The sequence below is a fragment of the Furfurilactobacillus rossiae genome, from assembly GCF_013394005.1.
Taxonomy (GTDB): domain Bacteria; phylum Bacillota; class Bacilli; order Lactobacillales; family Lactobacillaceae; genus Furfurilactobacillus; species Furfurilactobacillus rossiae.
The window spans coordinates 2,024,564-2,039,252 of the sequence record NZ_CP040586.1 but is presented as its reverse complement, the minus strand read 5'-3'; the positions used below and the strand labels follow the sequence as shown (position 1 = coordinate 2,039,252).

At 44.0% G+C, this 14,689-nt stretch carries 13 protein-coding genes; all 13 read left to right on the top strand.

Features of this window, described 5'->3' with window-relative positions:
* Window positions 1-34 precede the first annotated feature (34 nt).
* The 13 genes from LROSL1_RS09910 (at window position 35) to LROSL1_RS09850 (ending at window position 14,662) form a co-directional block, all read left to right on the top strand.
* On the top strand, window positions 35-1,204 hold the full coding sequence (locus LROSL1_RS09910) for a galactokinase (RefSeq protein ID WP_178914467.1): 1,170 nt from the start codon (window positions 35-37) through the stop codon (window positions 1,202-1,204).
* Between the two features lie 17 nt (window positions 1,205-1,221).
* A complete protein-coding gene (locus tag LROSL1_RS09905) occupies window positions 1,222-2,688 on the top strand; it encodes a UDP-glucose--hexose-1-phosphate uridylyltransferase (RefSeq protein ID WP_178914466.1) in 1,467 nt (488 codons plus the stop codon).
* Between the two features lie 30 nt (window positions 2,689-2,718).
* Window positions 2,719-3,711, top strand: a complete 993-nt coding sequence (locus tag LROSL1_RS09900; RefSeq protein ID WP_178914465.1) for a LacI family DNA-binding transcriptional regulator — start codon at window positions 2,719-2,721, stop codon at window positions 3,709-3,711.
* 335 nt (window positions 3,712-4,046) lie between these two features.
* Window positions 4,047-4,823 (top strand): glucose 1-dehydrogenase, encoded by a 777-nt coding sequence (locus tag LROSL1_RS09895; protein ID WP_178914464.1) that lies wholly within the window; start codon window positions 4,047-4,049, stop codon window positions 4,821-4,823.
* A 206-nt stretch (window positions 4,824-5,029) separates the two neighbouring features.
* Window positions 5,030-5,530, top strand: coding sequence for a phosphatidylglycerophosphatase A (locus LROSL1_RS09890; RefSeq protein WP_178914463.1), 501 nt, complete (start codon window positions 5,030-5,032; stop codon window positions 5,528-5,530).
* A gap of 193 nt (window positions 5,531-5,723) precedes the next feature.
* The gene (gene gap / locus LROSL1_RS09885; protein WP_178914462.1) at window positions 5,724-6,740 is read left to right on the top strand and encodes a type I glyceraldehyde-3-phosphate dehydrogenase; all 1,017 of its coding nucleotides are present in this window, start codon (window positions 5,724-5,726) and stop codon (window positions 6,738-6,740) included.
* Between the two features lie 198 nt (window positions 6,741-6,938).
* Window positions 6,939-8,138 (top strand): phosphoglycerate kinase, encoded by a 1,200-nt coding sequence (locus tag LROSL1_RS09880; RefSeq protein ID WP_017262218.1) that lies wholly within the window; start codon window positions 6,939-6,941, stop codon window positions 8,136-8,138.
* 653 nt (window positions 8,139-8,791) lie between these two features.
* Window positions 8,792-9,553, top strand: coding sequence for a triose-phosphate isomerase (gene tpiA, locus LROSL1_RS09875; RefSeq protein WP_161001650.1), 762 nt, complete (start codon window positions 8,792-8,794; stop codon window positions 9,551-9,553).
* Window positions 9,554-9,643: 90 nt separating this feature from the next.
* Entirely contained in the window at window positions 9,644-10,963 is a 1,320-nt protein-coding gene (gene eno, locus LROSL1_RS09870) for a phosphopyruvate hydratase (protein ID WP_017262220.1), read from the top strand.
* Between the two features lie 204 nt (window positions 10,964-11,167).
* On the top strand, window positions 11,168-11,830 hold the full coding sequence (locus tag LROSL1_RS09865) for a TetR/AcrR family transcriptional regulator (RefSeq protein WP_017262221.1): 663 nt from the start codon (window positions 11,168-11,170) through the stop codon (window positions 11,828-11,830).
* A 28-nt stretch (window positions 11,831-11,858) separates the two neighbouring features.
* A complete protein-coding gene (locus LROSL1_RS09860; RefSeq protein ID WP_178914461.1) occupies window positions 11,859-13,421 on the top strand; it encodes a ClC family H(+)/Cl(-) exchange transporter in 1,563 nt (520 codons plus the stop codon).
* Window positions 13,422-13,530: 109 nt separating this feature from the next.
* Window positions 13,531-13,773 carry a preprotein translocase subunit SecG gene (gene secG / locus LROSL1_RS09855; RefSeq protein ID WP_017262223.1) on the top strand — a complete coding sequence of 81 codons (243 nt, stop codon included), beginning with the start codon at window positions 13,531-13,533 and terminating at the stop codon, window positions 13,771-13,773.
* 127 nt (window positions 13,774-13,900) lie between these two features.
* Window positions 13,901-14,662, top strand: a complete 762-nt coding sequence (locus LROSL1_RS09850) for an alpha/beta hydrolase (protein WP_178914460.1) — start codon at window positions 13,901-13,903, stop codon at window positions 14,660-14,662.
* Window positions 14,663-14,689 lie beyond the last annotated feature (27 nt).

Here is a 14,689-nt window from a genome sequence, read left to right as displayed (position 1 = left end):
GCAATAAAAAATGTTAAAAGGTGGTTTATACATTATGGATGCAGCAAGTATTAAACAAGAATATCAAGATGCTTTTGATGTCGCACCACAGTCTGTTTTCTTCTCACCTGGCCGGATCAACCTGATCGGTGAACACACTGATTACAATGGTGGTCACGTATTTCCATGTGCGATTACATTGGGAACATACGGCGCTGCTTCACCACGGACGGATACCACGGTTCGTTTGTACTCAGGTAACTTACCCAAGGATGGCGTGCTTACTTTTGATGTAAATGACTTATCCTTCAACAAGGGTTTTGGTTGGGGAAACTATCCTAAGGGAATGCTTTATGAACTAGCCAAGAAGGGTGCTAAGTTTGACCATGGCTTCGATTTATACGTTCATGGTAACTTGCCTGACGGCTCTGGTTTGTCATCCTCAGCATCTTTGGAATTATTGGTTGGTGTCATTGCCAAGAAACTTTACAACCTCGACGTTGAACAGATGGACTTAGTTTACGCCGGTCAACAAGTTGAAAATGACTATATTGGCTTGAATTCCGGTATCATGGACCAATTTGCGATTGGCATGGGTAAAAAAGATCAAGCCATGTTCCTAGACGTTAACACCATGAAATATGAGTATTATCCAGTTGATTTAGGTGACAATGTCGTTTTGATTATGAACAGTAACAAGTCTCATGACTTAGCTAGTTCGAAGTACAATGAACGTCGCTCACAGTGTGAAGAAGCATTACGCCGCATTCAACAAGGGGTCAACGTTAAGACATTGGGTGACTTGACCAAAGAACAATTCGACCAAGCAACTTACTTAATTAACGATGCCACCTTGATTCGTCGTGCGCGCCACGCTGTGTTTGAAAATCAGCGAACAATTGATGCCAAACAAGCATTGGATGATCATGATTTAAAGACGTTTGGTCACCTTGTTAGCGCATCACACATTTCATTGCAGTATGATTATGAGGTGAGTGTCCCAGAACTCGACACGTTGGTTGATACTGCTTGGGCACAAGACGGTGTTCTTGGTGCACGGATCATTGGCGGTGGCTTCGGCGGTTGTGCAATTGCGATCGTTAGTCGCGACCAAGTTGATCACGTTAAGGAAGTTGTTGGCGACACGTACCTGAAGCGCTTTGGTTATGCAGCAGACTTTTACGTGGCTGAAATTGCCGATGGGACTCACGAAGTTACGGCATAAACGTAGGAGTGACACTAATGGTAGAAGATGCAGTAGAGAATTTAATTAGCTTAGCCGTGCAGAATGGTGCGGCGGAACCGTTGGATCGGGTTTATTTGAGAAATCGAATTTTTGCCTTAATTGGTGATGAAATGGCTGTTGCCTTAGAAGGCGATGGTGTTGAAGCTATCAGTGAGGCGCTGGTTAATGCCGCCGTGGAAAACGGTAAAATCGAAGATAATCAAACAGCCCGCGAACTATTGGATGCGCAGTTGATGGACTTGACGACACCGCGGCCAAGTAAAGTGAATGAACGTTTCTGGGAAGATTATCAGACCAGCCCTGAAGCAGCAACAAAATATTTTTACGGTTTGAGTAAAGCCAATAACTATATCAAGACAAAGGCAATCGCAAAGAATATTGTCTTTAATTCAGCGACAACGTTTGGCGACTTGGAAATCACAATCAACCTGTCCAAACCGGAAAAGGATCCGAAAGCGATTGCGGCAGCTGCCCACACAGCAGCGAGTGGCTATCCACTTTGTCAGTTATGTTTAGAAAATGAAGGCTACCTAGGTTGCCTTGGTTATCCTGCGCGAAGTAATCACCGGGTCATTCGATTAACGGTTGGCGGTCGTCCATGGGGCTTCCAGTACTCGCCATATGCATACTTTGGCGAGCATGCGATTTTCCTCGATCAACAACATGTCCCGATGAAAATTAATCGGCAAACATTTACTAATTTGTTTGAGATTATTACGCAATTTCCACAGTATTTCGTTGGTAGCAACGCTGATTTACCGATCGTGGGTGGCTCTATGTTGAGCCATGAACATTATCAAGGTGGGCGGCACAACTTCCCAATGATGAAGGCACCGATTGCTTCAACGTTTAAATTAGCTGATTATCCAGACGTTAAATGTGGTGTTGTGAAATGGGCGATGTCGACAATTCGTTTGACCGGCGCTAACCAGCAGAACGTCGCCGATGCTGCCGAACATATCCGTGAAGTTTGGAATCACTATGACGATCCAGCCGTTTCTGTAAAAGCATATGATGGTGAGACCCGTCATCATACGGTTACGCCAATTGCTTATCGCAATGGGGATCAATTTGTTCTCGATATTGTGTTGCGGGATAATCAAACTTCCGCCGATTATCCGGATGGCATTTTCCATCCGCACAAGGATGTTCAGCACATTAAGAAGGAAAACATTGGTTTAATCGAAGTTATGGGCCGTGCGATTTTGCCTGCTCGTTTGAAGACCGAAATGCAAGAAGTTCAAAAATTCTTGTTGGATCAGCCAAACGATATGGCTGAATATCACCGCACTTGGGCGGAAGAGCTCAAACAAAACAACACCATTACAAGTGATAATGTTGAACAAGTAGTCGACGATGCGATTGGTAAAGTCTTTGGTCGCGTTTTGGAGGATGCTGGCGTGTTCAAGTGGGATGCTGCTGGTCGTGAAGCACAAGCTCGGTTTATTAAAGCAATCGAATAATATCTTGAATGTGTGGGAAGGTGAGAGACAGTGGCAACGCTGAAAGATATTGCAACACGGGCAAATGTTTCACTTGCGACTGTTTCTCGTGTGCTGAACTATGATGCGACGATGGCGGTTAGCAAAGAAACGCGGCAACGGATTTTTGAGGCTGCCGAGGCGCTGAATTATTCCAAACGCAAACGGAATCATCAAACTAGCGTGGTCAAACAAATCACGGTGGTTGAATGGTATTCCCAGATGCAGGAAATGGAAGATCTTTACTATATGTCAATTCGCATCAGTATTGAGCATGCGGCAATGACAGCAGGTTTTCGCGTTCAAACGGTCTTTGCTGGTTCCTTGGATCAGATTCACGACGATACATCCGTGATCATTGCACTGGGAAAATATTCTCAAGCTGAAATTCTTAAATTAACGGGCATTACGGATCGAATTGTATTTGTGGATTTCGATGCAATGGGATTAGGTTATGATTCGGTTGTTACGGATTTTCAATATGCAATAAGCGATGCGGTTCATCACTTAACTGACGTCGGTGTTTGCCATATTGGGATGATTTGCGGCACAGAGATGACCACGGATCGTCAGCGAGTCATTGAGGATCCACGAAAAAGGCCTTTTCAGATGGCAATGGGTCAGGATTACAATGAGGCGTTTGTTACACAAGGCGATTATTCGCGTCAATCGGGTTACCAACAGATGAAAGCTTTGATTGGTGACTTACAGGACCAATTGCCGGACGGGTTTATCATTACGAATGATGCCATGGCAGTTGGAGCGTTGAAAGCGTTGAACGAAGCTAACATAAGCGTGCCTGATCGTGTTCAACTGGTTACGTTTGATGACACGTCAATCGCCAGTTATGCGATTCCAGGATTAACTGCGGTGCACGTCGCGACTAATCACATGGGTGAAGCGGCAATTCAGTTAGCTCAGGAAATTACTAAAGGCGATCATCCGATAGCTAAGAAGATTGTTTTGGGTACGCGGTTGGTTCAACGTGAAAGCACAAAATTTTGAGCATGACTAAAAGCTGAATCTAACAAGGTTTGACTTTCTCAGATAATACAAATGTGACGTTTATGGGGTGATCCCATGAGCATCGCATTTTTTGTTAGAGGGACAATTTTTTATGTCTCACGATTGCGACAATTTTTCACCTGCACAAACTTTGACGTTTGAAGAAGAATTGCTTGTTGCTGTTTCACTAGGATTCAAGTTGAAATGTTGTGTTCCAATCTCATTTTAGTTTACCTGGTGAGTGTAAAACGAAAGTAATAGACAGTTGTTATGGCGGCGCTTACAATAAAAGTGTCTCAGTCACTTAAGACAAATCAGAAAATGGGGTATTTTTTATGAGTAAGAAAGTTGCAATTGTTACTGGTGGCGGTCAGGGTATTGGCGCCGGAATTGCTTTGCGATTAGCACAGGATGGATTGGCTGTTGTTGTCAATGGTCGAACTGAGTCAAAATTAGCTTCCGTTGTTGATAAAATCAAAGCTAACGGTGGCGAAGCCTCAGCATTTGCTGGCGACGTTCAATTCAAGAAAACCAATACAGATTTAGTTCAATTTGCTCTGGACAAGTATGGACGCCTCGATTCTTTTGTTGCTAACGCTGGGATTGATTGGGTGGACACCATTGAAGATACCCCAGAAGAACAGGTTGACAATATTTTAAACATCAACCTCAAATCCCAAGTATGGGCTCTACAAACGGCACCAAAGGCATTGCGTAAGAATGGTGATGCTGGCGGATCCATTATCTTAGCTTCATCAATTGCTGGAATGCAGGGCTTTGAAATGCTGGGCCTGTACTCTTCAACAAAGTTTGCCACACGCGGATTAGTTCAGGCAGCAGCAAAAGAACTTGGTCCAGATAAGATTAGGGTTAACGCATACAATCCTGGTATTGTTCTCACACCGATGTGGGATGAAATTGATGCGCGTTTTGCAGAGCGTACTGGTGCGGCTATTGGAGAGACACGGCAAAAGTTTGTCGATTCAATTTTACTTGGTCGTGGTGAGGAACCTGAGGATATTGCAAACTATGTATCCTTCTTAGTATCTGATCAGGCCAACTATATTACTGGACAATCCTTAGCAGTTGATGGGGGAATAATGTTCCAGTGATTAGTCCAAATTAATATACTAGGCGAAAATGAGCGGATCGAAACCTGTTCCGCTTTTTTGCTTGCAATTGGTAAACTTCAACCCGTCTAACATGCTTTTTATGGGTAATGTGTGTACGCTAGAGTAAGTGTGCAGGGGATCGCCATCATCTCACTGAGCTGATCGGTCAGCATATTTAGATTTACGGAAGGAATGACAATAAAAATATGAATAACTCATCATTTAAATACCCAGATCAGGCTGCTTATAAGTTGGTGACTGACCAGTTAGCAGCCAAAAATATTACCTACAAAGAGATTGCTGCAATTACGCAGGACATGCAACGCGAATATTTACCAGATGTTCCGCTCAGTGAGTTTGAAACGGAAACAGAAGATGTGCTCCACAAACGCGAAGTGATGAACAACGTGATGGTGGCGCTTGAGTTGGATCGGTTGGCAACTGAAAATCAACTGAAGGAGCCGCTGGAATCGATTATCAGAAATGATGCCGGCGTGTTTGGTGTCGATAAAGGACTGGCGCTCAACATTGCCAACATTTATGGCACCATCGGTGTGACCAACTATGGTTATGTGGATAAGGTCAAGGAAGGCGTTATCAAACGGCTGGATGAAGAGAAGACTGATCAGGTCAATACTTTTATTGACGACATCATTGGCGCGATTGCTGCTGCAGTGGCCGCCAAGATGGCACACAAATACGCTTAGAGTTTGGTAAGAATTTGAACTTTTAGCAAACGGAAGAATATTCTGCTAAGGCGCGTCACGCTTATGAAACAATCAAATGTAAACGAATGAAAGCACTTGTGAAAACAAGTCTAACGTTTGCAGGTTTTGGCCGATTGTCATATAATTACATCTGTGTTAAACATATATTTTCCTTAAGGGAGGAAGTTCACCAATGACTGTTAAAATTGGTATCAACGGATTTGGCCGTATCGGTCGTTTAGCTTTAAAGCGGATCCACGAATTGAACACTAGCGACATCGAAGTTGTTGCAATCAATGATTTGACTACACCTTCAATGTTGGCTTACTTACTCAAGTATGACTCCACTCACGGCAAGTTCCCTGGTGAAGTTAGTTCAACGGACAAGGGCATTGTCGTTGACGGTAAGGAAATCCCTGTATACGCAGAACGCGATGCAAAGAACATTCCTTGGGTTAAGAACGATGGTGTTGACTACGTGCTTGAATGTACTGGTTTCTACACTTCAGCAGAAAAGTCACAAGCCCACTTGGATGCCGGCGCAAAGCGTGTTCTGATCTCAGCACCTGCTGGTAAGATCACAACTGTTGTTCCTGGTGTTAACTTGGACGTTTTGAGCAACGATGACAAGATCGTTTCCGCTGGTTCATGCACGACTAACTGTCTTGCACCACTGGCTTACTTCATGAACGAAGAATTCGGTATCAAGGTTGGTACGATGACGACGGTTCACGCCTTCACATCAACTCAATCAATCCTTGATGGCCCTCGTGGTTCAAAGCCTCGTAACAACCGTACTGCTTCTGTTAACACGATTCCTCACTCAACTGGTGCTGCTAAGGCCCTTGGCTTGGTTATCCCAGAATTGAACGGTAAGTTACAAGGACACGCACAACGTGTTGCTGTTGTTGACGGTTCATTAACTGAATTAGTAACTGTTCTGGACAAGAAAGTTACTGCTGACGAAGTTAACGCAGCTATCAAGAAGCACACTGAAGGCAACGAAGCCTTTGGTTACAACGACGACGAAATCGTTTCAAGCGATATCATCGACGATTCACATGGTTCCGTATTTGACCCAACTCAAACGGAAGTTACAACTGCCGGTGACAGCCAATTAGTTAAGACTGTTGCTTGGTACGACAACGAATGGGGCTTCACTTGCAACATGATCCGTACGTTGTTGAAGTTCGCCACTTTGGAAGCTTAATTTAAATCATTACGTTTTTGATTAGATGTGGCAAAGGCGGGAGGAGGAAGACTCCGCCCGCCTTTTTCTTTGAATGATTTAGTGGAATGATTCACAAATAGTCGTGTTTGTTTTCAGAAAATTGGGCTGTGAGTGGCTTTTACCATTAAAAATCGTTAAAATATATGCGTACGCAAAAATCGTTGGGAGGAAACTACCTTGGCTAAATTAACTGTTTCTGATTTAGATTTAACTGGAAAAAAAGTTTTAATGCGTGTTGACTTTAATGTGCCGATTAAAAACGGCGTGATTGGTAACGACAACCGAATCGTGGCTGCATTACCTACGATTAACTATGTTCTGGATCACGGTGGTCGTGCCATCTTATTCAGTCACTTAGGTCGTGTTAAGACTGAAGAGGACAAAAAGGAATTATCCATGCGTCCTGTTGCAGAACGTTTGAGTAACTTATTGGGCAAACCTGTAACGTTTGTACCTACTACCCGTGGTCCACAACTTGAAGACGCCATCAACAACTTGAAAGACGGCGAAGTTCTGTTATTCGAAAACACTCGTTTTGAAGATTTGGATGGCAAGAAGGAATCCGGTAACAACCCTGAATTGGGTCAATACTGGGCTTCACTTGGCGACGTTTTCGTTAACGATGCCTTTGGTACTGCTCACCGTGAGCATGCCTCAAACGTTGGTATCGCAACTGCCATGAAGGCGGCCGGCAAGTCAGTTGCTGCTGGTTTCTTAATGGAAAAAGAAATCAAGTTCTTAGGTAACGCTGTTGATAACCCTGTTCACCCATTTGTTGCTATCTTGGGTGGTGCTAAGGTTTCTGACAAGATCGGCGTCATCGACAACTTGTTGAGCAAAGCTGACAAGGTTATCGTTGGTGGTGGGATGGCTTACACCTTCTTCGCTGCCCAAGGCCTTTCAGTTGGTAACTCATTGCTTGAAAAGGACAAGATCGACACAGCCAAAGCAATCATTGAAAAGGCTGGCGATAAGCTTGTATTGCCAATCGACTCTGTTGTTGCTAAGGAATTCAAGAATGATTCACCTGCAGAAACTGTTGATGGTTCAATTCCTGATGGTTACATGGCTCTTGACATCGGTCCAAAGTCTGTTGAATTATTTGAAAACACTTTGCGTGATGCTAAGACCGTTGTTTGGAACGGACCAATGGGTGTCTTCGAAATGCCAAACTTTGCTAAGGGTACCTTGGCTGTTGGTAAGTTCTTAGGTGACTTGGATGCTACGACAATTGTTGGTGGTGGTGACTCAACAGCTGCTGTTCAACAATTGGGTGTTGCTGACAAATTGACCCACATCTCTACTGGTGGTGGTGCTTCCCTTGAATACCTTGAAGGTAAGACTTTACCTGGGATTGCAGCAATCAGTGACAAGTAATTTAGTTTAATATCGTTCTACTTAACGTCCTTCAATCTGCTTCTTAACAGGTTGGCGGGCGTTTTTGCGTTTTGAGTGGTTAAGGACGCTTGCGGTTGTCAACATCGAAACTTCGTCGTGAGACCGGTTCAAGCCCGTCTGTGACCTAAATCCGGAAATACACCGGATTAACGTCACTTTCACGACTACATTTCAATGCTGACGCCATCCAGTTCATATTCATATAACCTTGAATCAGCCCAAAAAATCTAGTTTAGAAGAAGATTTGAAATCGGATTAATTAATTTGTCTACACTATCGTTAACATATATGTGAGTGGAGATGACTGAAGACAGAGTTTCGTGTCGACAATACTTGATGGCGAGTTTTGCCATTTAGTATTGTGGGACGAGTTCTGAAACGTGGTTTTCGGTTCAGAATCGAGTTGAAGACCGTGTACTTCAGCGGGCTGAAACGTTCCCCAAGAAACGGCGTCTTCGGTCATCGCAACGACCTGTTACTGCTTAGCAAGGCAAGGTGAAACTAGCTTTTTAGGACTGATTTCACTACAATGCATGTGTAGGAGAAAGAGTTGTGAGCACTCGCTTGGCAACGAGTGCTTTGACAGATTAAAAGAGTAATGCCAAAACCCATTATGAAGAGGGGGCTAACCCATGCGGATTCCAATGATTGTTGGAAATTGGAAGATGAATAAGACTGCGGACTCAGTAGAATCGTTTGTAAATGGAATTAGAGGCAATTTACCTAATGCGATGCAGTTAGAAACAGCTATTTGTGCACCTGCTTTGTTTTTAGAGCAAATGGTTGATCAGACTCGCGACATGCCTTTAGAAGTTGGCGCAGAAAATTGTTACTTTGAGGATAACGGTCCGTTTACCGGTGAAACCAGTCCATATGCGTTAAGCAAAGCTGGCGTTGATTTTGTTATTTTGGGACATTCGGAGCGTCGGAAGATTTTCCGTGAAACCGATGAGATGATTAATTTAAAAGTTCAGGCCGTTTTTCGGAACCATATGCGGCCAATCATCTGTTGTGATGAAACGATGGGACAGCGAGAATCTAATGATGCTGTTCACTGGGTTGTGGCTCAGGTGATCGAAGCGTTAAAGGGTGTTGATGAGGAGCAGGCAAGAACTGCGATTATTGCGTATGAGCCAAGCTGGGCGATTGGTGTTGGCACACCTGCATCACCAGATCAAATTGAGGAAGGCTGTTATCTGATTCGTCAAACGGTCGCAGACGTTTACGATGATGAAATTGCTGATGAAGTGCGGGTATTATATGGCGGTTCTGTTAAGCCTGCAAATATAAACACGATCATGCAGAAACAGGATGTCGATGGGGTTTTGGTCGGCAATGCGAGTCTTCAACCTGAATCGTTTCTGGAACTTATTAGCAATGATCCCGGAAAATAATTGCTCATAATCTTGATAGTGAAACGCGTAACACATATAATAGTAGGGAAGTCATTGCGACTACATTTACCCATATAAGGAGAGAATAAGATGTCTATTATTACAGATATTTATGCACGCGAAGTTTTAGATTCACGCGGTAACCCAACTGTTGAAGTTGAATTGTACACAGAAAGTGGTGCAATGGGCCGTGGAATCGTTCCTTCAGGTGCCTCAACTGGTGAACACGAAGCTGTTGAATTACGTGACGGCGACAAGAGCCGGTTCCAAGGTAAGGGTGTTACTAAAGCGGTTGATAATGTAAATAACATCATCGCTAAGGAAATTGTTGGTTACGATGTTACTGACCAAGTTGCTATCGACCAAGCAATGATCAAGCTTGATGGTACACCAAACAAGGGTAAATTAGGCGCGAACGCCATCTTAGGTGTTTCATTAGCCGCTGCCCGTGCAGCTGCTGACGAACTTGAAGTTCCACTTTACAACTACTTAGGTGGTTTCAATGCGCACGTTCTGCCAACACCAATGATGAACGTTATCAACGGTGGGAAGCATGCCAACAACAAGGTTGACTTCCAAGAATTCATGATTATGCCTGTTGGTGCGCCAACAATTAAAGAAGCCGTTCGTTATGGCTCAGAAACATTCCACGCTTTGAAGAGCATCTTAAACGACCGTGGTTACTCCACTGCCGTTGGTGACGAAGGTGGTTTTGCACCTGACTTGAAGAACAATGAAGAACCATTTGAAATTCTGGTTGAAGCTATTACCAAGGCTGGTTATGTACCTGGTAAGGACATTTCAATTGCCTTTGACTGTGCTGCATCAGAATTCTACAACACCGACACTAAGAAGTATGACTTAGTTGGTGACGGTAAGAGTTACACTGCCGAAGAATTCACTGACTTACTTGAAGGTATCGTTGACAAGTACCCAATCGTTTCCATCGAAGATCCTCTGGATGAAAACACTTGGGATGACTGGGCAACTTTAACTGCTAAGTTAGGTAAGAAAGTACAACTTGTCGGTGACGACCTGTTTGTTACTAACACTGACTACTTGGCTAAGGGTATCAAGATGGGCGTTGCTAACGCTATCTTGATCAAGTTGAACCAAATCGGTACTTTGACTGAAACTGTTGAAGCTATCGAAATGGCTAAAGAAGCTGGCTACACTGCCATCGTTTCTCACCGTTCTGGTGAAACCGAAGACACAACGATTGCTGACTTGGTTGTTGCTACAAACGCCGGCCAAATCAAGACTGGTTCAATGAGCCGGACTGAACGGATCGCTAAGTACAACCAGTTGATGCGGATTGAAGACCAATTAGGCACAACCGCTGAATACAAGGGCATCCACTCATTCTACAACTTGAGTGAACAAGCTCGTAACGCCATCATCAACAAGTAATTTCGTCTTGAAACAGGTTGTTATGATAATAAAATTCCTCACTTTTCGAAGTGGGGAGTTTTTTTGTCGCCAAGTTTTGATAGATTATGAATTTCTAAAGATTTAAAAGAAAAACTGAAATATACATGAAGTCCTTAATGTGTTTACTTTGTTCACCTATACTAAATTTGAATGTTTTTGGCAACAATGAAACGGGGGAGCTAAATGGCAACACAACATGAGGTGGCAAAACGGCACGCGCTATTAGAACGCATGGCCGTTGTTTTCATGCGGGAAGGCTTTAATCAGCTAACAATGAATGACCTGATTAAAGTAATGGGTGTTTCGCGAAGAACGGCTTATAAATACTTCAGCTCGAAAGAAGACATCGTGCACGCCGTTGTTAAGCTGTACTTAGACTACATAGAGGATCTTGACATTCCTCAGCTTAATGGGGATGTGGCAAACTTTTTTCGTCAGTTTCAAATGCTATTCGATCAATCTTTGACAATTTCGCGAACAATTTCTGATGAATTCTTGAGTGATCTGAAATCAGCCAACGATTCAGACTATCGAAATTTGCAAGATGCACTTAATCAGCAACAGCAGCAAGCAATTATTTATTTCGAGACCGGTGTAAAACGTGGTCTCTTTCGCACGTATCAGTGGGATGTTTTATTATTGCAAGATCGCGTGATGGTGCGCGGCTTAATTGACCGTCACTTTTTATTGCGCCATAGTTTGAATCTCACGAAAGTATTGACTGATTACTATAATTTAAAGAAGACACAGTTGCTTTTACCTGAGCAGTTAAATGTAATTGATGATCAGCCTGTCCGGTTGATTATTGAATATTTTGTGAATGAGTATAATCGAACGTTCCTATAAAAACTGTCCTAAAAAGAGAGATGATCATTTGAAGAAAAAAAGTAAACGTCGACTTTCGCTCGATCTAACGCGGGTTGGAACTGTCATCACAGGGTTAGCGGTTGGATTAATGACGGGTCTTATCGTTAGTTTGTTTCGCCTGGCGATTGAACATGGTCTTAATCTGGTCAAAACTGGCTATGTAGCGATGCATCACCAACCTTGGTTAATTGTACCGTGGCTTTTTGGCATGGTTGTTTTGGGCATTTTAGTGGGGCTGCTGGTTAAGACCAGTCCACAAATTAGTGGGTCAGGGATTCCTCAAGTTGAAGGTCAATTAGCTGGGGAATTCGACGAGCCATGGTGGCCAACACTCTGGAAAAAGTTTGTTGGCGGTATTGCAGCGATTGGTTCTGGTCTGATGTTGGGTCGGGAAGGTCCTTCGATTCAACTTGGGGCTGCTGTGGGGCAAGGTTATGCCACACTTCGTGGTCATCAAGGAACTAATCGCCGGGTTGCAATCGCTAGTGGCGCAGCAGCAGGGTTGTCAGCAGCATTCAATGCACCGATTGCCAGCACACTATTTGTTTTGGAAGAAATTTATCATAACTTTTCACCGTTAGTTTGGCTGACATCGTTGACCAGTGCTGTCGTCGCAAACTTCGTGTCGCTGGGGTTCTTCGGGCAAACGCCGGTCTTACATATTCCGTATTCCAGCGGATTACCATTACGTGATTACGGTCATTTGATTGTACTGGGCATTATTTTGGGATTGTTAGGGCGGTTGTATCAAACCGTCCTGCTGCGTTTGCCAAGTTGGTACGCTAAGTTAAGACTGCCGCGTTATTTAGACGGCGTCGTGGCACTGTTACTCACCGTTCCTGTTGGTTGGTGGTGGACATCCAGTTTGGGTGGCGGTAATAGTGTTATTTTGGATTTGGCGCACATTCATCCAGGAATCTGGGTGCTCATCGGGCTGTTTGTTGTGCGGTTCGTATTCTCGATGGTGGCGTATGGTTCTGGATTACCCGGCGGCATTTTCTTACCGATTTTAACGTTAGGTGCTGTCATTGGTGCAATCTATGGCCGTGCGATGGTCATGATGGGATTGCTGCCGAGTATTTATGTGGTCAACTTAGTTATTTTTGCGATGGCAGGGTATTTTGCCGGAATCGGAAAAGCACCGTTTACGGCGATTCTGTTGATTACGGAAATGGTCGGGTCATTACAACACCTAATGCCATTAGCCGTGGTTTGTCTAGTTGCCTATATTACAGTAGATGTGTGTGGTGGCGCGCCAATTTACGAATCCTTATTGGGACGAATGTTGTCACCAACGGCAGAGCGCGCTGCAGGGTTTACGGATCGAATTGAAGTGCCCGTGTTCGATGGTTCATTTTTAGTTGGCCATCAAGTTCGGGAATTTAGATGGCCAGCCAATGCTCTATTGATTGGTGTTCATCGTGGCGAACGGCAGATTATTCCGCACGGTGATACGATTTTGCGTGCTGGTGATACCCTGATTGTGGAAACACAACACGATAATCGGGCCTTTATTCGTGAACGAATTGCGGGGATGGCAGAGCAAGTTAGTGTGCGCGGTGAAGACTGAAGGATTACCTGTTTGCATGCGCCTAGTAGTATGCTCGCACTAGCAATCCCCACCATTTTATGTTAAATTAGTTGAGACATACCGCGAAGTTTGAATGGGAGGAACCACTTTGTATAATTTTTTGTTAACTGCACTGATTGTGATCGCAATCTTAATCGTTATTGCAGTCATGATGCAACCCACGAAAACAGATGATGCATTAGGTGCCTTGTCTGGCGGCGGTGCAAACGACTTATTTGCTCAACAAAAGTCACGGGGCTTTGAAGGCTTTATGCAACGGGTTACAGTAATCCTTGGCATTTTGTTCTTTGCTATTGCCTTGGCGTTAGTGTACTTGTCCTCGCATAAGTAGGCTTGTTTTTTGACGACTAACGTTTACAAATTGGTGATGGCCTCATGCCATCTTCATTGATGTATGACAAAGCTGGGCTTAGTCCCGGCTTTTTTTCATACAATTTTTCAATGAAAGGATGGAAAGAATGACAATTCATTTTCGTCAACCAGAACCACTTTTTATTGAGGCGGGTGCAAACGCAGTCTTGTTACTGCATGCATATTCTGGCAGTAGCAATGACATGGGGATGATTGGGCGCGGATTGGCGCGTGATGGTTATACAGTATATGCCCCAATGTTTGCTGGTCATGGCACCATGGAGCCCAGAGATATTATTACAAGGGGCGGTGTGGCCGCTTGGCTGAAGAACGCCCAAGATGCAGTGACTTTTCTAAAAGCACATGGCTATCAACAAATTGCAGTCTTTGGTCTATCCATGGGCGGTCTGTTTGCAACGCGCTTATTGGAAGTTGACAGCACGTTAGTCGGCGGTGGGACGTTTGCATCGCCAGTTATTCGGGTGGGCCAAACGAACGTGCCGCAAAGCTTTTTAAGTTTGAGCAACAAAATTTATTCACGCACACAAATGTCGGCGGATGAAAAGCAACAAAGTCTCGACTGGTTAGCTCAGCACAATCCAGAACAGTTGAGCGACATTGAAGACTTTGTCCAAACACAAGTGGCAGCCAATTTACAAATGATTAATAAGCCATTCTTTATCGCCCAGGGTGATGCGGATCAAATGATTGATCCTGGCAGTGGGGCGGCTTTTAATGAACGAATGGAGAGTTTAAATAAAGATGTCACGTTTAAGCTGTATCCGAACGCAGGCCATGTTTTAACAGTAAATAACGCGCATCACCAATTGCAAACAGACGTTGAGGAATTTCTTGAACGACTGTTTTAACCTAACGCGAAAGTAAAAATGAGGTAA